Here is a 20,461-nt window from a genome sequence, read left to right on the forward strand (position 1 = left end):
CGATACGGCTGGTTTAAAGCTCGGCGGCCGGCACTTTCGTCGACCTGCTGCTGCGCAGGATGTTTTGATAGATCGTTTAGCCGCGCTTCTTGCGCAGGCGGATCACGATATCGACGTTGACGATTTCCATGCCCTCTGGCACGGGAGGCAGGTGCCCGACCATCGCCGAACCATCGGGAATATCGATAACCTCGTTGGCGCCTTCGACGAAGAAGTGATGATGGTCCGAAACATTGGTGTCGAAATAAGTCTTTGCACCTTCAACGGCGAGGATGCGCAGCATTCCCGCCTGGGTGAACTGGTGCAGGGTGTTATAGACGGTTGCCAGCGAAACCGGCACGTTGGCGCCCTGCGCCTCTTCATGCAGTTCCTCGGCTGAAAGGTGCCTGTCGCCCTTCGAGAAGATCAGGCTGGCAAGCGCGATGCGCTGACGGGTCGGCCTCAGACCAGCAAAGCGCAAGCGCTCCTGCAAGGAAACATCAGCCTCTATTTCGTAAGAAACATGCATGGCCCGTCTGCCACTCCGTTAACCACATCCAAAACCACACCACGGGCAAAGTGCCCCTGATCCGCACTATTTGATATATGCTGTCTTGCGAAATCGATCAATAGGCAGCATTTAGGCCATTCGTCTATGTCGGATTCCGGCCGATCTTCTGTCATAAGGATTTCACCGAAGGCACAACGAAGCCAAGGGTTCCATTTGACTTCGGATTGCTCTAGAGAGCGTTTTCAGGCGGAAACAGTCTGTGATAGGGTCCGCATGCGCAGGAGCGTCTTGCTTTCCATGCGCCAACGTCAAAAGCAGTCGATGGGAGAAAGAATGCCAGAACAGAAATCAAGCTACGGGTATGAGGAGCTTCTTGCCTGTGCCCGCGGAGAGATGTTCGGTCAGGGCAATGCGCAGTTGCCGGCTCCGCCCATGCTGATGTTCGACCGCATCACTGAGATTTCTGAGACAGGCGGCGAAAACGGCAAGGGCTATATCCGCGCTGAGTTCGATATCAAACCAGACCTCTGGTTCTTCCCCTGCCACTTCATCGGCGATCCAGTCATGCCCGGCTGTCTCGGCCTCGATGCCATGTGGCAATTGACCGGCTTTTACCTCGGCTGGCTGGGCGAGCCCGGCAAGGGTCGCGCGCTCTCGACAGGCGAAGTCAAATTTACCGGCATGGTCACACCAAAGACCAAACTTGTCGAATATGGTATCGACTTCAAGCGCGTCATGCGCGGTCGTCTCGTCCTTGGCATTGCCGATGGCTGGCTAAAGGCCGACGGCGAAACTATCTATAAGGCAACCGACCTGCGGGTTGGCCTGTTCAAGGAAAGCGCTGCCTGAGCCTTCAGCCAGCGCAACACCTTCAAGGAGATCGCGATGCGGCGAGTGGTTGTGACGGGCATGGGTATCGTGTCCTCTATCGGCAATAACACGCAGGAAGTGCTGGAATCCCTGCGGACTGCAAAGTCAGGCATCGTCTTTGCCGAAGAATATGCAAAGCATGGATTCCGCAGCCAGGTTCATGGCGCTCCGACACTCGATCCATCGACCCTGGTCGATCGCCGCGCCATGCGCTTCCATGGAGGCGGGACGGCGTGGAACCATGTCGCCATGGACCAGGCCATCGCCGATGCCGGTCTCGAAGCGGACCTGATCTCCAACGAACGCACTGGCATCATCATGGGATCCGGCGGTTCATCGACGCGCACCATCGTCGAAGCCGCAGAGAAGACCATCGAATCCGGATCGAGCAAGAAGGTCGGCCCATTCGCCGTACCGAAAGCCATGTCTTCGACAGCTTCGGCAACACTCGCCACCTGGTTCAAGATCAAGGGCGTCAACTATTCGATCTCCTCCGCCTGCGCCACGTCCAACCATTGCGTCGGCAATGCGTTTGAGATGATCCAGTATGGCAAGCAGGACATGATGTTCGCCGGCGGCTGCGAAGACCTCGACTGGACCCTCTCTGTCCTCTTCGACGGCATGGGGGCGATGTCCTCGAAGTTCAATGATCGTCCGGCGGTCGCCTCGCGCGCCTATGACAAAAATCGCGACGGCTTCGTCATCTCCGGCGGTGCTGGCGTACTCGTTCTCGAAGAACTCGAACATGCCAAGGCCCGGGGCGCCAAAATCTATGGCGAACTCGTCGGCTATGGTGTCACCTCCGACGGCGCGGACATGGTCGCACCGAGCGGCGAAGGCGCAGCCCGGTGCATGCGCATGGCGATCGCCAATGTCAAAGGACCGATCGACTATATCAATCCGCACGCCACATCGACGCCGGTCGGCGATCTCAAGGAGATCGAGGCCATTCGCGAGGTCTTCGGGTCCGGCAATCAGTGCCCGCCAATCTCGGCGACGAAGTCGTTGACCGGCCACTCGCAAGGCGCAACTGGCGTGCATGAGTCGATCTATTCGCTTCTTATGATGAACCACGACTTCATCGCCGAGAGCGCCAATATCGAGGAGATCGATCCCGCCTTCGGCGACATGCCTATTGCGCGCAAGCGGATCGACAATGTCAAATTGAACACGGTTCTCACCAATTCCTTCGGATTTGGCGGCACGAACGCTTCGCTGGTATTCCAGCGCTACGACGGTTAAGGGGAGAGCCGAATGGATCGTCTCGTCAGCCGAGCAACAGAATGCGGCCAGCGTGGCCAGGAAAGGCTCTGAACATGGGTGATTTGATGAAAGGCAAGCGCGGTCTCATCATGGGGGTCGCGAACAGCCATTCCATTGCCTGGGGAATTGCCAAGGAACTTGCGGCCAATGGCGCCGAGCTTGCCTTTACCTATCAGGGCGAGGCTTTCGGCAAGCGCGTCGCGCCCCTGGCGGAACAGCTCGGATCGAAATTCCTGCTGCCCTGCGATGTGGAAGATATCGCCACGGTGGATGCTGTATTCGACACGCTGGAAAAGGAATGGGGCGCGCTTGATTTCGTCGTGCACGCCATCGGCTTTTCCGACAAGGCGCAGCTCAAGGGACGCTATGCCGATGTGACGACGCGCGACAATTTCAGCCGCACGATGGTCATATCCGCCTATTCCTTCACCGAAGTTGCCCAGCGCGCCTCCAAGCTCATGAAGGAGGGCGGCTCGATTCTGACGCTGACCTATGGCGGCTCGACGCGCGTCATGCCCAACTACAATGTCATGGGCGTCGCCAAGGCCGCGCTGGAAGCGATGGTGCGCTATCTCGCCGCCGACTACGGGCCGGAAGGTATTCGCGTCAACGCGATCTCGGCGGGTCCTGTGCGCACGCTTGCCGGTGCCGGCATCGGCGATGCCCGCGCCATGTTCTCTTACCAGAAGCGCAATGCGCCCCTGCGGCGCACTGTCGACATCGAGGATGTCGGCCGCTCGGCGCTCTACCTCCTGTCGAATCTTTCGAACGGTGTGACCGGCGAAATCCATTACGTCGATTCCGGCTACAACATCGTCTCGATGCCGACGCTGGAAGAACTGAAGAAGTCCGACGACGACAAGGAATAATCTAGCGCTTGAAGTGTTTATCGAAGGCCCGCCGGCGATGCGCTGGCGGGCCTTTTTGTTTATGTCACTTCTTCGCTTCGATGATCTTGTAACCGGCATTGTCCTCCAGCGGTGTCACCGTGCGAAACAGCGCCTTTAGTCCGGCTTCGTAGGGCATCTGCCGGTTGGCGACGAGAAGGAGGCGGCCGCCTGGCTTCAATCGCTTGGCCGCCGCCGCGATGAACCCCTGCCCCATGGTCGGATCGGCGCTGCGTGCGGCATGGAAGGGCGGGTTCATGACGATGGTGTCGTAGATATCTGCAATTGCTTCACGGTTGACATCGTGCCAATGGAACGACACCGGGATGTCGGCCGGCCCGACCACATTCTGCCGTGCCGCTTCCAGCGCCTCGAAATCGGCTTCATAAAGCGCCAGCGACTTCATTTTCTCGGTGTGGCCGAGAAGTTCGCTGGCAAGGTAACCCCAGCCTGCACCGAAATCCGCAACATGGCCGCTGATGCGGCCTTCAAAATGCTGCGCAAGAAGCGACGACCCCTTGTCGATTGCCATGTGCGAGAACATGCCCGGCGCTGTGGTGTATCGGTCTTCGACTCGAACAGGGAGCGGCTTCAGCGCTTCGACGTTGTCGCTCGCCAGCTTTTCGGGGCGCGTCAGCCAGAAGGCGACGGCGTGGTGCTTGGAAAGGCGGTCCATGACCGTCGCAAAAGTCTCGACCGTCCTGCGGAAACTGTCGATACCCAGCTTCTTGTCGCCGGCGACGACGATCGTGCCTCCGGGCCTGACGTGAGTGAAAGCCTGGGCGAGCCAGGCTTCATTGCGGCCGCGGTGCTTTCCGATCAGGATCAGCGCACCATCAAATGTCTGCGGGCCCTCAAGGCGCGGAATCGTATTGAACCCGGCCTTTTCAAGGTCGATGAAATCCGGTCTGAATGGCTGGAGGCAGGTCAGGATATCGCGCCATGCGAGAGCAATGTCGCGGTTCGCCTCGGCGCCGAGAAACAGCCAGCGTTGGCCCTCGGGAACCGGCAGGATTTCGTTTTCAAAGGGTAGAAAAAGCGTCTTGAGTGCGCCGTCGGTCATCGCCTTATCCATTCTGGTCATTCAAGAAAAAAGCGCGCCACAAGGGCGCGCTCTTCAATTGCGTTCGCTCGAGAAATTACTCTGCGTCTTCTTCCGCAGGCTTCTTTTCCTGAACGATTTCCTTGCCGGTTTCCTGATCGACGACCTTCATCGAGAGGCGAACCTTGCCGCGCTCGTCAAAGCCCATGAGCTTGACCCAGACCTTCTGGCCTTCCTTGACCACATCTGAGGTCTTGGCAACACGCTCGGAAGCGAGCTGCGAGATATGGACCAGGCCATCGCGCGGGCCGAAGAAGTTGACGAAGGCGCCGAAGTCGGCGGTCTTGACGACCGTGCCCTCGTAGATTTCGCCGACTTCCGGTTCAGCAACGATCGAATGGATCCACTTGCGGGCGGCTTCGATTTCCTTGGCCGAGGACGAGGCGATCTTGACCGTGCCGTCATCTTCGATGTTGATCTTCGCGCCGGTCTTTTCGACGATTTCGCGAATGACCTTGCCGCCGGAGCCGATGACATCACGAATCTTGTCGGTCGGGATGTTCATGACTTCGATGCGCGGCGCGAACTCGCCGAGTTCCGAACGGCCTTCGGTGATGGCTTTCGCCATTTCGCCGAGGATGTGGACGCGGCCGTCCTTGGCCTGAGCCAGGGCAACCTTCATGATCTCTTCGGTGATGCCGTCGATCTTGATGTCCATCTGCAGGGCCGTGATGCCACCTTCCGTGCCGGCGACCTTGAAGTCCATGTCGCCAAGATGATCTTCGTCACCAAGGATATCGGAGAGAACTGCGAACTTCTCGCCTTCGAGGATCAAGCCCATGGCAATACCTGCAACCGGACGAAGCAGCGGAACGCCTGCATCCATCAGGGCCAGCGACGTGCCGCAAACCGTTGCCATCGACGAGGAACCGTTGGATTCCGTGATCTCGGAAACGGTGCGCAGCGTATAGGGGAACTGTTCCTTGGCCGGGAGCACCGGATGGATGGCGCGCCAGGCAAGCTTGCCGTGGCCGATTTCACGACGGCCGGGCGAACCCATGCGCCCCGTTTCACCGACCGAATAGGGCGGGAAATTGTAGTGGAGCATGAAGGTTTCTTTGTACATGCCGGTCAGCGAGTCGACATACTGTTCGTCTTCGCCGGTGCCAAGCGTGGCAACGACGATTGCCTGGGTCTCACCACGAGTGAACAGGGCAGAGCCATGCGTGCGTGGCAGGATACCGACTTCCGAGACGATCGGACGAACGGTCTTCAGATCGCGGCCATCGATACGGCTGCCTGTGTCGAGGATGTTCCAGCGAACGATCTTGGCCTGAACCGACTTGAAGACAGTCGCAATCTCTTCAGCCGAAAATTCGGGCTCCTCGACGCCTTCCGGGAAGAAATGCGCCTTGACCTTGGTCTTGGCGGCATCGACGGCGGCGTAACGCTGCTGCTTGTCGGTGATCTTGTAGGCGGCGCGCAGATCGTCTTCGGCGACTTTCAGAACGGCGGCTTCTACGGCCGAAAGGTCTTCGGAGACGAAATCGCGCGGCTCCTTCGCAGCAACTTCAGCCAGCTTGATGATCGCGTCGATCACCGGCTGGAAGCTGCGATGACCGAACATGACTGCGCCGAGCATGACGTCTTCGCCGAGCTCCTGCGCTTCCGATTCAACCATCAGAACCGCATCGCCTGTGCCCGCAACGACGAGGTCGAGCTTGGATTCGACCATTTCATCGACTGTCGGGTTCAGCTTGTACTCGCCGCCGATATAGCCGACGCGTGCGCCGCCGATCGGGCCCATGAAGGGAACGCCGGAAAGTGTGAGAGCAGCCGAAGCGCCGATCATCGAGACGATGTCGGGATTGTTTTCGAGGTCATGCTGGATGACGGTGAGGACGACCTGCGTGTCGTTCTTGTAGCCATCGGCAAAGAGCGGGCGGATAGGGCGGTCGATGAGACGCGAAACAAGCGTTTCGTTCTCGCTCGGACGGCCTTCGCGCTTGAAATAGCCGCCCGGGATCTTGCCGGCGGCATAGGTCTTTTCCTGGTAGTTGACCGTCAGCGGGAAGAAATCCTGGCCCGGCTTCGGTTCCTTGGCGGAAACGACGGTGGCAAGGACCACGGTCTCGCCATAGGTGGCGAGCACCGCGCCGTCAGCCTGACGGGCGATCTTGCCGGTTTCAAGAATGAGCGGACGACCGCCCCATTCGATTTCAACCTTGTGTTGATTAAACATGTCTTGTCCTTCATTGGAAGGCAACGCGCACCCTTTGGTGCCGCGATGATCTTCCGTTTCGTTTCAGACCAATCACGGGCAAGACAACGTGCAACTCCCCAAGCCGAGTTGCCAGCAATCCTGCCCCATGATCTGTCTCATGGTAGTTTCACCCGCGAGGGATGAAAAGAACCGGCGGCGCAAGGAGCGACCGCCGGTCCAGTCTGTTAGCGGCGCAGGCCGAGCTTTCCGATCAGCGTCTGGTAGCGCGTCTCATCAACCTTCTTGAGATAATCGAGAAGGCTGCGGCGCGTCGAGACCAGCTTGAGCAGACCACGGCGGGAATGGTTATCCTTCTTGTGGTCCTTGAAATGGTCGGTCAAATTGACAATGCGTTCCGTCAGCACCGCAACCTGGACTTCCGGAGAACCGGTATCGCCTGGCTTGGTTGCATATTCGGAGATCACTGCCTGCTTGCGTTCAGCGGTAATCGACATCGTATATCCTTTCTTTGGAAGGGAAAAACAGGATGCCCACGGCCGGGATGTCGTCCAGCGGGGGCCGGTTAAAGCGAGAGCTATGCTTGTCGCTGGGGGCCGTATAGTCGAAAACGCGGCAAATTACCAGCCGCAAATGATTCTCAGCCGAAACCCAGAAGCTAAGCGGTAAACACCCGCTTCGGCTTGAACTGGCCCTGCTCGATGAAACCGATCGCAAGCAGCTTGCCGCGGCTCGTAACGCAAGCTTCGTCAGCCTCGACCGGCGCGTCGCGGCCGCGCAATATAACCGGATTGCCCATGCGGATGCGGTGCGCCTGATCGTCTGAAACCGCCACCTGCGGCAGGCAATCGAGCGCAGCGCCTGTCTCAATGAGAAAGGCATCCATCACGGCAAAGCGCTCGGCGATTGCCTGATAGGATTGCTCGCCGACCTCTTCGCCTTCGGGCACAGGCGGATGCGCCGCCTCAAGTTCGGCCAAGGTCACGAAATCCTGTTCGTCAAACGGCGCGACCTCGATGCGGCGCAGGTCCGCAATATGGCCATAGCAGCCAAGATCGCGCCCCATGTCGCGTGCGAGCGAGCGCACATAGGTGCCCTTGCCGCACTCGACTTCGAATATTGCCGTCGAATCGTCGGGCCGCTCTATAAGTTCGAGCCGGTCGATCTCGACTTCGCGGGCGGGTATTTCAATTTCCTCGCCGCCGCGGGCAAGGTCATAGGCACGTTCGCCAGCGATTTTGATTGCCGAGAACTTTGGCGGGACCTGCTCGATCACGCCGGTATATTTGGGCAGGATCGCCTTGATTGCAGCCTCGTCCGGCCGATCGGCCGACGTCAGCGTTACTTCGCCTTCAAGGTCGTCGGTCGTGCGTTCTGCACCCCAAGTGACCGTGAAGCGATACATCTTGGTTCCGTCCATCACATAGGGAACCGTCTTCGTCGCTTCACCAAGGGCAATGGGCAGCATACCGGAGGCAAGCGGATCAAGCGTTCCGGCGTGTCCGGCCTTTTCCGCCTTGAAAAGCCATTTGATCTTGGAGACGGCTTCGGTCGAACCCATGCCTTTCGGCTTGTCGAATATCAGCCAGCCGGAAACCGGGCGGCCCTTCTTCTTGCGCTGTCTTGCCATCTTAGTCGTTACCGTCATGTCCGGGAACATCGCCGGGATTGGGCTCGCCGCCATCATCGTCATCATCGGCGTGAAGGTCGCGCGTGACTTCCGGCTTGCGCAAAAGCGCATCGATCTTCGCGTAATTATCGAAGCTGGTATCGATGCGGAAGCGGAACTCCGGCATGTACTTCATCTGCTTGAGGTACGGCGCGGCGCGTCCGCGAATGAACTTCGCGCTCTTGTTGAGCGCCGTAATCACGCCTTCGCTGTCAGTTGCGCCGACGGGCGAGACGAAACACGTCGCGATCTTCAAGTCCGGCGACATGCGCACTTCCGAGACGGCAACCACGGCATTTTCGAGCGTCGGATCACGAACCTCGCCGCGCTGGAGCACCTGCGCAACTGCGTGGCGCACCTGCTCGCTGACGCGCAACTGGCGTTGTGAGGGACCCGATGATGCAAAACGAGACATAACGATTTTATCCAAATAACGATAACGGACCGCCGGCTTTCATTCCGGCGGTCCCATCGAACTTAACAGAGACGCTTTTACAGCGTGCGGGTGACGTGCTCGACGCGGAAAGCTTCGATCGTATCGCCTGCGCGAATGTCGTCGTAGTTTTCGAATGCCATACCGCATTCCTGGCCCGCCGGCACTTCGGAAACTTCGTCCTTGAAGCGCTTGAGCGTCTTGAGCTTGCCTTCGTGGATGACAACGTTGTCGCGGATGAGGCGTACGCCTGCACCACGTTCGACCTTGCCTTCCGTAACACGGCAACCGGCAACCTTGCCGACCTTGGTGATGTTGAAGACCTCGAGAATCTCCGCGTTGCCGAGGAAGGTCTCGCGCCGTTCTGGCGACAGAAGTCCCGACATGGCTGCTTTCACATCGTCCACGAGATCGTAGATGATGTTGTAGTAGCGGATTTCGATGCCTTCGCGCTCGGCAAGGTCACGTGCCTGCTTGTTGGCACGCACGTTGAAGCCGATGATCGCAGCATTGGACGCCTCGGCAAGCGCGATATCGCTTTCCGTGATACCGCCAGCGCCGGAATGGATGATCCGGGCCCGCACTTCATCGGTCCCGAGCTTATCCAGCGCGCCGGAAATGGCTTCGATCGAGCCCTGCACGTCGCCCTTGATCAGGAGCGGGAACTCCTTCTGGCCGGACACCTGCAACTGGCTCATCATCTGCTCGAGCGAGCCGCGTGAACCTGCCTGCTTGGCCACGGCCTTTTCACGGGCAAGGCGCGTACGGTATTCAGAGATTTCGCGTGCCTTGGCTTCGTTCTCGACAACCGCGAAGCGATCGCCTGCCTGGGGCGGACCCTGCAGACCGAGCACTTCCACCGGTGTTGCCGGGCCTGCTTCCTTCATGTTCTCGCCGCGATCATTGACCAGCGCGCGAACGCGGCCCCACTCGCTGCCGGCAACAATGATGTCGCCAGGATGCAAGGTACCCTTCTGGACGAGTACGGTGGCAACCGAGCCACGGCCGCGCTCGAGCTTGGCTTCAATGACCACGCCCTCGGCGGTCCGGTGCGGATCGGCCCTCAGGTCGAGAATTTCCGCCTGGAGCAGGATGGCTTCAAGCAGCTTTTCGAGACCGGCGCCTGTCTTTGCCGACACTTCCACGTCAAGCGTTTCACCGCCCATCGATTCCACGAAAACTTCGTACTGCAGCAGGCCGTTGCGGACCTTCTGCGGATCAGCGGAAGGCTTGTCGATCTTGTTGATCGCCACGATGATCGGAACACCGGCCGCCTTGGCGTGATTGATCGATTCAATCGTCTGCGGCATGACGCTGTCGTCGGCCGCGACAACAAGGATCGCAATGTCCGTTGCCTGAGCACCGCGGGCACGCATTGCCGTGAAGGCGGCGTGGCCGGGCGTATCGATAAAGGTGATCTTCTGGCCGTTCTGCTCAACCTGGTATGCACCGATATGCTGGGTGATGCCGCCGGCTTCGCCGGAGACGACGTTGGCATGGCGAATGGCATCGAGCAGCGAGGTCTTGCCGTGGTCGACGTGACCCATAATGGTGACGACCGGCGGGCGTGGCTCCAGTGCTGCAGCGTCATCCTCAACGTTGAAGATACCCTCTTCGACATCGGACTCGGCAACGCGGCGAACGGTGTGGCCGAATTCCTCGGCGATGAGTTGTGCCGTATCGGCGTCGATCAGATCGCCCGGCTTCATCATCTGGCCTTCCTTCATCAGGAACTTGATGACGTCGACCGACCGCTCGGCCATACGCTGGGCAAGTTCCTGAATGGTGATCGTTTCAGGAAGAATGACTTCACGCGCGATCTTCTCACGCGTTTCCTGTTGCATCCCGCGCTTGAACTTCTCCTGACGGCGACGCATCGCCGAGAGAGAGCGGTTGCGGCCGCCTTCATCGTCAAGGGCAGCGCCCAGTGTCAGCTTGCCGCGACGGCGTTCGTCTTCACCACGAACAACCTTCGGCGCGCGCACTTCGGGCTTGGCCGGCACGGCGCTCGTACCGCGGCGGGCACCTGCTGGTCCACGGCGATCGTCTTCTTCTTCGGTAGCATTGGTCTTGCGCGCCGGAGCCTTCAGCGCCGAATCGTCGGCGGTCTTTAGCTCGGGCTGGCGCTTGCGCGATTCTTCCTCGGCCTTCTGCTTGGCTTCGGCCTCGCGGCGCAGGCGCTCTTCTTCCTCGGCCTGGCGGCGGGCGGATTCCTCACGCTCCTTGGCGCGCAATGCATCTTCTTCCGCACGGCGTGTGGCTTCGAGCGCAGCTTTGGCGCGGTCTTCGGCGTCACGCGCCTTCGAACCTTCGAGCGCCTTGCGACGCGCTTCGAGCTCGGCGCTCGAGAGCGTGTTCAGCACCATGCCGGAACGGTCGTTCGGACGCTGGCCGGCGGGACGGTACGGCTGCTGCTGGCCGGAAGGACGCTGCTGCGGCTGGGCCGGGCGCGCGGTGGGCTGAGCGACCGGCGCGGCAGTTGCCGTCGCTGCCGGACGCGGGGCAGCCGCAGGCGCGCTCACCGGCGCTGCCGCAGGCTGAACGGCCGGGCGAACCTGGGCCGGTGCGGGCGAAGGTGCAGGAGCCGGCGCGGCGGCAGCAGGAGGCGCGACCTCCGGCTTGTGATCCGGAAGATTAAACTTGCGCTTCTTGGTTTCAACCACAACAGACTTCGTCCGCCCATGGCTGAAGTTCTGGCGCACCGTGCTCTGTTCAACGCCGGGCCGCTTCAGGGTCAGGGTTTTCTTATTGACGCCAAGCGTCTTGTCGTCTGTCGATTTCGTATCGCTCATTCCGTTTCCGTTTCCTTCGCGGCAAATGCCGTTTTTGCGATGGCGTGATCCTCGGGGCCACCGCGAAAATGCTGAAGCAACCAGGCCCGCTTAACGAACCCGGCAGCTGCCATTCCCTTGAGTACGGCAGCATGTATCACATTTACCCCGCCCAATGCCAAATCCATTTCACTGCTTTCGAACAATGAAAGAGCGGGTATTTCCGGTCCGCCCGCATAAACTACCGAACGGCGGGCCTGGTCAAGCTTGCGAACACCATCTTCCGCCGCTTCATGGGCATGAAGAACGAGTGCGGCAGTACCGTTGCGGATGGCGGCGTCGACTTTTGCCGCCCCTGTTACCACAATCCCGGCCTTGCGCGCCAACCCAAAACTTCCAAGCGCGGATTTTGCGAGCATACGATCAACGACCGCTCCGAAATCGTCGGGGACGACGACGGCACCCTTCAATGCGCGCGGAAACAGCTTGCGCTTGACCGCTTCATCCAAATAGCGCCGCTCGGCCTTCACCCAGCATCCCCGGCCGGGAAGGCTGCGCTTCAGATCCGGCACAACCGTTCCGTCAGGGCCGGCGACAAACCGGATCATGTCGTCGACAGAACCGCTGTCACGCGTGACGATGCACGTCCTGTCGTTCATTTCCGGTTCCACGCCTCAATCGCCCTTCGATAATCCCGCATGACCCTTCCCGAATAGTCATGCAACTTTCGGGATCGAAGGTCAGCCGGCAACCTCTTCGTCGGAGGTGGCTTCCGCCGCCTCTTCCACAGCAAGGTCCTCTTCCGTGATCCAGCCTGCCTTCAGACGCGCGGCGAGGACCATTTGTTCCGCATCAGCGCGGCTGACATCAAACTGCGACAGGATGCCGGGGTAGTTGACCGTTTCGCCATCCTTGCGTTCGCGCCAGCCGGTGAGTTCGTCGACCGCATAGCCTGCGAAATCCTCGACCGTCTTGACGCCGTCTTCACCGACCGCAACGAGAATGGCATTCGTCATTCCCGGCAGATCGCGCAATTCGTCGGAAACACCGAGTTCCTTGCGGCGCACATCCCGCTCTTCTTCGATGCGGGCAAGGTATTCCTGGGCGCGCTGCTGGATTTCAGCCGCCGTTTCCTCGTCGAAGCCGTCGATGGAGGAAATGTCGTCGCTATCGACGTAGGCAATTTCCTCGACGCTGGCAAAGCCCTCGGAAGCAAGAACCTGGCCGACCATTTCATCGACGTCCAGCGCCTCCATGAAGAGGTTCGAACGTTCGACGAATTCCTTCTGGCGGCGCTCGGATTCTTCCTGCTCGGTGAGGATGTCGATATCCCAGCCTGTCAGCTGTGAAGCAAGGCGGACGTTCTGGCCACGACGACCGATCGCAAGTGATAGTTGGTCATCCGGGACCACAACTTCAATACGTTCGGCATCTTCATCGAGAACAACCTTGGCGACTTCGGCCGGCTGCAGCGCGTTGACGATGAAGGATGCAGGCTCCGGCGACCACGGAATGATGTCGATCTTCTCGCCCTGCAACTCGCCGACGACCGCCTGAACGCGCGAACCGCGCATGCCGACGCAAGCGCCGACGGGGTCGATGGACGAATCGCGCGAGATCACGGCGATCTTGGCGCGCGAACCCGGATCACGGGCAACCGACTTGATTTCGATGATGCCGTCATAGATTTCCGGCACTTCCATGGTGAAAAGCTTTGCCATGAATTGCGGATGCGTGCGGCTCAGGAAGATCTGCGGGCCGCGCTGTTCGCGGCGCACGTCGTAGACATAAGCGCGGACGCGGTCGCCATAGCGGAAGGTCTCGCGGGGGATGAGTTCGTCGCGGCGGATAATGGCTTCACCGCGGCCGAGATCGACGATCACATTGCCGTATTCGACGCGCTTGACGCTGCCGTTGATGATTTCGCCGACACGATCCTTGTACTCGTCATACTGACGATCGCGCTCGGCTTCGCGAACCTTTTGCACGATGACCTGCTTGGCCGACTGGGCGGCAATACGGCCGAAATCCATCGGCGGCAGCTGATCGGCAAGGAAATCGCCAACCTGCGCATCGGGATTGCGGTCGCGCGCGGCATCCATGCCGATCTGGGTGACCGGGTCTTCTACCGCATCGACCACTTCAAGAAGGCGCTGCAGCTTGATTTCGCCGGTCTTGGCATTGATGTCGGCGCGGATGTTGGTTTCCTGGCCATAACGCGAGCGGGCGGCCTTCTGGATGGCATCGGCCATTGCCGCAATGACGATCTCGCGGTCAATTGACTTCTCGCGCGCTACCGCGTCAGCGATCTGCAGAAGTTCTAGCCTGTTAGCACTGACTGCCATTTTCTTCTCCTTGGGTTCACCGCCGCGCTTCTCCCGCTGGCGTATGAAAGATCAATTCTTCTTTGTTTGTTCCTGGTCGGCGGCGGGCGTCGCGTCGCTCGCTTCAGCCGCGTCCGCGTCGTCATCCGCGATGCGGCCTTCGCGCAGATCCTTGTCACGCCGCAGCGCGTCGCGGATAAGGTCGTCGGTCAATACCAGCCGCGCATCCGCGATCAATTCGAACGGGATTTCGACCACTGGACTGTCGCCATAGCTTGCCTGATCGCTTTCGACGGTAACCGCTTCATCAGATACCGCAGCGATGCGGCCGCGAAACTTCTTGCGCCCCTGGTGGACCGCCGAGGTATCGACCTTGACGATATGACCGGCCCAGGTGGTGAAATCCGACTTGCGGACCAGCGGGCGATCGATGCCGGGCGATGAAACCTCGAGATGGTAGTGGCGATCGATCGGATCCTCGACATCGAGCACCGGCGACAAGGTGCGGCTGACCAGTTCGCAATCCTCGACGGTCATGGTGCCGTCATTGCGCTCGGTCATGATCTGCAGTGTCAAGCCGTTAAGGCCCGTCAGACGGACCCGGACCAGCCGGAAGCCTATCGAAGTAAGGACCGGCTCGATGATACCGGCGACGCGCGCATCAACCCCGGTTTCGGTAATGATCCGCTCGTCGGTCGCGCCGCTTGCGGCTGCTTCCTGTTGTGTATTGGCGCTTTCAGTCACGCAGAAATGTTCCTTGTTTCGGCCTTAAGAAACAAAAAAGAGCGGGACCGGTCTGGACCCACTCCTGTTCTATCGACCAAGAATATGACTTCTATATACCGAATTGCCGTTAAGGTTTCAAGCGCCGAGACGCATTTCATCTCCTGGTACACGGCAACGTGCATTGCAATGCATTTGCGCATGGCTGCCTTGCAGCAGCGGGCCTAACGGCGAAGGCTCAGCGATCCTATCTTTGTGGCATCGCAGCATGGATGCGAGAAGGATGGAAAAAATGATCAGGAAAAATGAAACCAGCAGGATCGGCCGCTTCTTCAATGTATGGGGCAGCGCTGTCGCCGTGGCATCGGCCACGCGCACCGGCTACCAGCCGGCCGCATCGGATCTGCGTGCGCTCGGCATCGATCCGGTTCAGTTCAACGCGATCCACCGGACCTAACAGTCCCGGCGGATCATCGATGACGCTGATCAGTCCTCGTTAGCCGCGAGGGCCGACAGGACCTTGCCTTTGCCGCGTGCCCGCATGATGAGCGGCACCACGACGGCGCAGACTGCAAGCAGCAGCAGTATCACCGCGATCGGCGAGTGCACGAGCACCGTCGGATCGCCCTGGCTGATGGCAAGAGCGCGGCGAAGCTGCTGCTCGGCCATCGGTCCGAGGATTAGCCCGACGACGACTGGCGCGATCGGATAGCCGAAGAGACGCAGCACATAGCCGAGCACGCCGAAGGCCAGGAGCATGCCGAGCTCGAAGGTCGATGGGTTTGCCCCAATCGTGCCAAGCGTCGCGAAAACCAGGATGCCGGCATAGAGCCAATGCCGTGGGATCGACAGCAATCGTACCCACAGCCCGACAAGCGGCAGGTTCAAGACCAGCAGCATGAAGTTGGCAACGAGCAGGCTCGCAATCAAACCCCAGACGATCTGCGGATTGTTCGCAAACAAGAGCGGTCCTGGCTGCAGGCCGAACTGCTGGAAGCCGGCGAGCATGATCGCCGCCGTCGCGCTCGTCGGCAGGCCAAGCGTCAGAAGTGGTACGAGCGTACCGGCGGCGGATGCATTATTGGCGGCCTCCGGACCGGCCACGCCTTCAATAGCGCCCTTGCCAAACTCCTCCGGCCGTTTTGCCAGCTGTTTTTCCACCGAATAGGACAGGAACGTGCCGATCTCGGCACCGCCGGCTGGCATGGCGCCAATCGGGAAGCCGATGGCGGTTCCGCGCAGCCATGGTTTCCACGAACGCGACCAATCCTCGCGGCTCATCCACACCGAGCCCTTGACCGGCTCGATCTTCTCTTCAGCCGTGGTGCGCGAGGCGGCAACGGCCAGGGTTTCGCCGATGGCAAAAAGCGCGACCGCGAGTGTCGTCACCTCGATGCCGTCGAGAAGATCCGGAATGCCGAAGGCGAGACGCGCCTGCCCGGTTTGCAGGTCGATGCCGACAAGTCCCATCGCAAGGCCGAGGAACAGTGCCGTCAAGCCGCGCAACGTCGAATCGCCGAAAGCGGCCGAGACCGTCATGAAGGCAAGGATCATCAGGGCAAAATATTCAGCTGGGCCGAACGACAGCGCGAACTTGACGATGGTCGGCGCAATCAGCGCCAGCGCCATCGTCGCTATGAAGCCTGCAACGAACGAACCGATAGCAGCTGTCGCGAGCGCCGGACCACCGCGCCCGGCCCGCGCCATCTTGTTGCCCTCGAGCGCAGTGACGATCGAGGCGCTTTCGCCGGGCGTGTTCAGCAGGATCGACGTCGTCGAGCCACCATACATGCCGCCATAGTAGATGCCGGCGAACATAATCAGCGAGCCGGCTGGATCGAGCTTGTAGGTAACGGGAAGCAGAAGCGCCACGGTAAGCGCCGGTCCGATGCCGGGAAGAACGCCGACGGCAGTGCCGAGTGTTACGCCGATCAACGCATAGAGCAGATTGAGCGGCTGCAGGGCAACGGCGAAACCATTTGCCAGAAGAGTAAAACTATCCATAGCCGAACCTGCTTCTAAATGAGGCGTTCAAGGGGTCCCGCGGGCAGCGACAATTGCAGTCCCTTGGCGAAGATGACCCAGATAACGAAAGACAGAACAATGCCGACAGGAATGGTGAGCCAGAGCGGTCCACGTCCGAATCCCCGCGCAGTCGCTGCAAAGAGCAGGCCTGTCGCAATGGCAAATCCGGCAATGTGAAGGAGCAGCATCTGCGTCGCGAGGCCGCCAACGATCCAGACGATCGGGCCAACCTGTTGTTCTTCCCGTTCGGGAAAATCACCGCGAACCGCTTCAAACGCCGTCCAGATCGCCAAAACAAAGAGGCACGCAGCGATTGCATAGGGAAATGCTCCGGGACCGATCCGGGTCGCGCTGCCGCCACGGGCGGTGGCAGTGCTGTAGACGATCACAGCCGCAATGATTGCCAGAACGGCTGCGATAACCAGCGCCGCCCGGTCAGGGCGGCGCGTTTCGGTGCTCGGTGGCTGTTGCGTCATTTGACGAGACCAATGTCTTTCAGGATCGTGGAGGTTGCCTCGGTATCCTTCGCCAGCTGCGCCTTGAATGCGTCACCGGCGAGATAGGTGTCAGCCCAGCCCTTGGCCTTCAGCTGCTCCTGCCAGGTCTTCGACTTCACCAGCTTTTCGATATCGGCATTGATCGCAGCTTCCTGCTCGGCCGAGATGCCGGGAGCCGCGGCGACCATGCGCCAGTTCTGGATCGCGACGTCGACGCCGCCTTCCTTGAAGGTCGGCGCATCGATGCCTTCGACCTTCTGTTCGCTGGAAATGCCGATGATGCGCAGCTGACCCGCCTTGATCTGCGATTCAAATTCGCCGTAGCCGGAAATACCAACGGTCACCTGGCCGCCAAGAATAGCTGCCAAGGCTTCACCGCCACCGGAGAATGCGATGTAGTTGACCTTGGTCGGATCGACGCCGGCCGCCTTGGCGATGAGGCCTGCAGTGATGTGGTCGGTACCACCTGCCGAGCCACCGCCCCAGGATACTGAGCCGGGGTCAGCCTTAAGCTTGGCAACGAGATCGGCCATCGACTTGATGGGCGATGCCGCCGGCACAACCAGCGCCTCATATTCGCCGGTCAGGCGGGCGATTGGCGTCACCTGATCGAGCGTAACGGGCGATGCATTGGTGAGAATCGCGCCGACCATGACGTAGCCGCCGACGATCAGCTGCGAAGGATCACCCTTGGCCGAATTTGCGAACTGTGCGAGGCCAATCGTGCCGCCCGCGCCCGGGACATTCACGACCTGAACGCTGCCGGAAATCTTCTCGTCCTGCAGGGCCGTCTGCAAGGTGCGCGCGGTCTGGTCCCAACCACCGCCCGGCGCTGCCGGCGCCATTATCTTGTAGTCGGCCGCAAAGGCCTGACCGGAAAGCGCCAGCGCCCCGGCTGCAACAAAAGCGAGCAATATCTTACGCATTATATAGTTCCTCCCATGACGGCCATCAGCCATCTGCGCCTATCGATTTCGAGGTCGCGGGAAGATATCGACAATCGAGCCTCTGAATTGACGGTCAGTCAAATCCAAACGCTCAACAATAAAAGCTGACAGCCTCCCAGCGGTCTCCTCACCGTCGAAATGATACTAGAAAACTGTCAGGAAGCTGTCACGCGAAATGGCGGCCGGTCGGCCGATCACAGCGTTTCTTGCCTTAACAGAACCGTTCAGGACCTGCTCTAGACCCTGACGAATGTCAGATAGGCGCCGATCCGGCCCTCGCGATGCGCCTTCTGTTCGTAACGCGTGCCCGGCCAGGCCTCGTAGGGCGTATGCCAGTCGGCCGCGTTTTCAGCCTGCCAATCGAACCCGCCATGGGCCCGGCAATGCTGCAATGTCCAATTGACGTAGGTATCTATGTCGGAGGCGAAGCGGAATTTGCTGCCGGGCTTCAGGACCCGGGCAAAGCGGTCGAGGTTTTTCTGGCTGACGAAACGCCGCTTCCAGTGTTTCTTCTTCGGCCACGGATCGGGGTAGAAGAGGTCTATGCCGTTGAGCGAGGCTTCCGGCAGCCAGTCGAGCACTTGCGTCGCGTCGTCATCATAGAGGCGGATGTTCCGCAACGGCTCGTCATGGAGATCGACCACCAGCTTCGCCATACTGTTGACGAAGGGCTCGACGCCGATGAATCCGGCCTTCGGATGCCGTGCTGCTTCGTGCAGCAGATGTTCGCCGCCCCCGAAGCCGATTTCCATCCGCACTGCGTCGACCTCCGCAGTAAACAAAGTGCGGAGGTCGTCAGGTGCAGGTGAACCAAGATCGAGCTTGAGGAGCGGCAGCAACTCGTCACGAATGGCTCGCTGCATCGGGCGAAGCGTCTTGCCGGCTCTTCTGCCGAAGAATGCTTCTGTGGAACGTTCTCGCCTTGGCTCGGTCATGGTAGGCAATGCTGGCCGCTCAGACGGCCAGTACTGACTTCAATTGCTTGGCGAGATCGGTCTTCTCCCACGAGAAGGACCCATCGCGGCCGGGCTTGCGACCGAAATGACCGTAGGCCGACGTCTTGGCATAGATCGGTTTGTTGAGGTCGAGATGCTTACGGATACCCGATGGCGAAAGGTCCATGACCTTGCGCAGCGCTTCCTCAACCGCATCTTCCTTCACCTTGCCCGTGCCGTGCAGATCGACATAGATCGACAGCGGCTGCGCCACGCCGATGGCGTAGGAAAGCTGGATGGTGCAGCGATCGGCAAAGCCGGCAGCGACGACATTCTTGGCAAGATAGCGGGCTGCATAGGCAGCGGAACGGTCGACCTTGGTCGTGTCCTTGCCCGAGAAAGCGCCGCCGCCATGCGGCGCAGCACCGCCATAGGTGTCGACGATGATCTTGCGGCCGGTCAGGCCAGCGTCGCCATCGGGACCGCCGATGACGAACTTGCCCGTCGGGTTGATGTACCAGGCGCAATCGTCGGCGATCTTGAGATCACCCAGCGCTTCACGGATATAGGGCTCGACGACCTTGCGAACCTTTTTCGAGTCCCAGCTTTCATCCAGATGCTGGGTCGAAAGCACGATCTGCGTCGTCTCGGCGGCAACGCCGTCGACATAGCGCACGGTCACCTGGCTTTTCGCATCCGGGCCGAGCTTGGCGGCATCGCCTTCACCCTTATGACGTGCAGCAGCAAGAATCTCGAGGATCTTGTGGGAATAATAGATCGGTGCCGGCATCAGGTCAGGGGTCTCGCGGCAGGCGTAGCCGAACATGATGCCCTGGTCGCCGGCGCCCTCTTCGCCCTGGCGGTCGGATGCATTGTCGACGCCCTGGGCAATGTCGGCCGACTGCGGATGCAGGAGGACGTCAATCTTGGCCGTCCTCCAGTTGAAGCCGTCCTGCTCGTAGCCGATATCGCGGATGGCGCGGCGTGCCGCAGCGCGGAAGCGGGAAGGATTGATGACTGGATGCCCCTTGGCGTCCTTTACCACTACGCCGCTCTTGTCTTTCTTCAACAGCGTGTCCGGAACACGTACTTCACCGGCAATGACCACGCGATTGGTGGTTGCCAGGGTCTCGCAAGCAATTCGCACAGTCCACGGGTCAACGCCCGTCTTCTTTGCCTCTTTATAGATCATGTCGACGATTTCGTCGGAGATGCGGTCACAGACCTTGTCTGGATGTCCTTCCGATACGGACTCACTGGTAAAAAGATAAGAACTGCGTGTCACGGGGAACCCCTCTTGAAAGCAAACGAAAGCCCACCAGACCAAGTCCAGTCTGGGCCGCATAGTCTTTGCCAAGCCAAAG

At 60.0% G+C, this 20,461-nt stretch carries 19 protein-coding genes; 4 read left to right on the forward strand and 15 right to left on the reverse strand.

Annotated elements, in window-relative coordinates:
* Positions 1 to 76: 76 nt before the first annotated feature.
* Positions 77 to 508 (reverse strand): iron response transcriptional regulator IrrA, encoded by a 432-nt coding sequence (irrA, locus tag BLR72_RS17515; RefSeq protein ID WP_027230464.1) that lies wholly within the window; start codon positions 506 to 508, stop codon positions 77 to 79.
* 315 nt (positions 509 to 823) lie between these two features.
* Here irrA and fabA point away from each other — a divergent pair, with 315 nt between their 5' ends.
* From fabA to fabI, 3 genes are all read left to right on the forward strand, one after another.
* Complete coding sequence (gene fabA / locus BLR72_RS17520; protein ID WP_027230465.1) at positions 824 to 1,339, forward strand: 3-hydroxyacyl-[acyl-carrier-protein] dehydratase FabA; 516 nt, start codon at positions 824 to 826, stop codon at positions 1,337 to 1,339.
* Between the two features lie 36 nt (positions 1,340 to 1,375).
* Positions 1,376 to 2,602, forward strand: coding sequence for a beta-ketoacyl-ACP synthase I (gene fabB / locus BLR72_RS17525; protein WP_027230466.1), 1,227 nt, complete (start codon positions 1,376 to 1,378; stop codon positions 2,600 to 2,602).
* A gap of 74 nt (positions 2,603 to 2,676) precedes the next feature.
* Complete coding sequence (gene fabI / locus BLR72_RS17530; protein ID WP_027230467.1) at positions 2,677 to 3,492, forward strand: enoyl-ACP reductase FabI; 816 nt, start codon at positions 2,677 to 2,679, stop codon at positions 3,490 to 3,492.
* A 64-nt stretch (positions 3,493 to 3,556) separates the two neighbouring features.
* On the opposite strand, the gene BLR72_RS17535 is transcribed toward fabI, so the two are convergent.
* From BLR72_RS17535 to rimP, 9 genes are all read right to left on the reverse strand, one after another.
* Positions 3,557 to 4,573: a class I SAM-dependent methyltransferase gene (locus BLR72_RS17535; protein ID WP_091950847.1), complete on the reverse strand. Its 1,017-nt coding sequence runs from the start codon at positions 4,571 to 4,573 to the stop codon at positions 3,557 to 3,559.
* A gap of 76 nt (positions 4,574 to 4,649) precedes the next feature.
* The gene (gene pnp / locus BLR72_RS17540) at positions 4,650 to 6,794 is read right to left on the reverse strand and encodes a polyribonucleotide nucleotidyltransferase (RefSeq protein ID WP_091919943.1); all 2,145 of its coding nucleotides are present in this window, start codon (positions 6,792 to 6,794) and stop codon (positions 4,650 to 4,652) included.
* Between the two features lie 206 nt (positions 6,795 to 7,000).
* A complete protein-coding gene (rpsO, locus tag BLR72_RS17545; protein ID WP_027230470.1) occupies positions 7,001 to 7,270 on the reverse strand; it encodes a 30S ribosomal protein S15 in 270 nt (89 codons plus the stop codon).
* A 161-nt stretch (positions 7,271 to 7,431) separates the two neighbouring features.
* A complete protein-coding gene (truB, locus tag BLR72_RS17550) occupies positions 7,432 to 8,403 on the reverse strand; it encodes a tRNA pseudouridine(55) synthase TruB (RefSeq protein ID WP_091950631.1) in 972 nt (323 codons plus the stop codon).
* Between the two features lies 1 nt (position 8,404).
* A complete protein-coding gene (gene rbfA, locus BLR72_RS17555; RefSeq protein WP_027230472.1) occupies positions 8,405 to 8,857 on the reverse strand; it encodes a 30S ribosome-binding factor RbfA in 453 nt (150 codons plus the stop codon).
* Positions 8,858 to 8,934: 77 nt separating this feature from the next.
* Entirely contained in the window at positions 8,935 to 11,667 is a 2,733-nt protein-coding gene (infB, locus tag BLR72_RS17560; RefSeq protein ID WP_091950633.1) for a translation initiation factor IF-2, read from the reverse strand.
* Entirely contained in the window at positions 11,664 to 12,305 is a 642-nt protein-coding gene (locus tag BLR72_RS17565; RefSeq protein WP_091950635.1) for an RNA-binding protein, read from the reverse strand. Before BLR72_RS17565 ends, infB begins: the two co-directional genes overlap by 4 nt.
* A gap of 81 nt (positions 12,306 to 12,386) precedes the next feature.
* Positions 12,387 to 13,991: a transcription termination factor NusA gene (nusA, locus tag BLR72_RS17570; RefSeq protein WP_027230474.1), complete on the reverse strand. Its 1,605-nt coding sequence runs from the start codon at positions 13,989 to 13,991 to the stop codon at positions 12,387 to 12,389.
* A gap of 51 nt (positions 13,992 to 14,042) precedes the next feature.
* A complete protein-coding gene (rimP, locus tag BLR72_RS17575; RefSeq protein ID WP_091950636.1) occupies positions 14,043 to 14,714 on the reverse strand; it encodes a ribosome maturation factor RimP in 672 nt (223 codons plus the stop codon).
* A 271-nt stretch (positions 14,715 to 14,985) separates the two neighbouring features.
* Here rimP and BLR72_RS22545 point away from each other — a divergent pair, with 271 nt between their 5' ends.
* A complete protein-coding gene (locus tag BLR72_RS22545; protein ID WP_175492391.1) occupies positions 14,986 to 15,150 on the forward strand; it encodes a hypothetical protein in 165 nt (54 codons plus the stop codon).
* Positions 15,151 to 15,179: 29 nt separating this feature from the next.
* Here the strand turns inward: BLR72_RS22545 and BLR72_RS17585 are convergent, their stop codons facing one another.
* The 5 genes from BLR72_RS17585 to metK all read right to left on the reverse strand — a co-directional run bounded on the left by BLR72_RS17585 (position 15,180) and on the right by metK (position 20,382).
* Entirely contained in the window at positions 15,180 to 16,697 is a 1,518-nt protein-coding gene (locus BLR72_RS17585) for a tripartite tricarboxylate transporter permease (RefSeq protein ID WP_027230477.1), read from the reverse strand.
* A 14-nt stretch (positions 16,698 to 16,711) separates the two neighbouring features.
* Complete coding sequence (locus BLR72_RS17590; RefSeq protein ID WP_091950640.1) at positions 16,712 to 17,194, reverse strand: tripartite tricarboxylate transporter TctB family protein; 483 nt, start codon at positions 17,192 to 17,194, stop codon at positions 16,712 to 16,714.
* Positions 17,191 to 18,141: a Bug family tripartite tricarboxylate transporter substrate binding protein gene (locus BLR72_RS17595; protein ID WP_091919954.1), complete on the reverse strand. Its 951-nt coding sequence runs from the start codon at positions 18,139 to 18,141 to the stop codon at positions 17,191 to 17,193. The genes BLR72_RS17590 and BLR72_RS17595 overlap by 4 nt, the downstream gene beginning before the upstream one ends.
* Before the next feature lie 257 nt (positions 18,142 to 18,398).
* The gene (locus tag BLR72_RS17600) at positions 18,399 to 19,097 is read right to left on the reverse strand and encodes a tRNA (guanine(46)-N(7))-methyltransferase TrmB (protein WP_091950642.1); all 699 of its coding nucleotides are present in this window, start codon (positions 19,095 to 19,097) and stop codon (positions 18,399 to 18,401) included.
* Positions 19,098 to 19,116: 19 nt separating this feature from the next.
* Positions 19,117 to 20,382, reverse strand: a complete 1,266-nt coding sequence (gene metK, locus BLR72_RS17605; protein ID WP_091950849.1) for a methionine adenosyltransferase — start codon at positions 20,380 to 20,382, stop codon at positions 19,117 to 19,119.
* Positions 20,383 to 20,461 lie beyond the last annotated feature (79 nt).

It is taken from the genome of Phyllobacterium sp. YR620 (assembly GCF_900104165.1).
Classification (GTDB): Bacteria; Pseudomonadota; Alphaproteobacteria; order Rhizobiales; family Rhizobiaceae; genus Phyllobacterium; species Phyllobacterium pellucidum.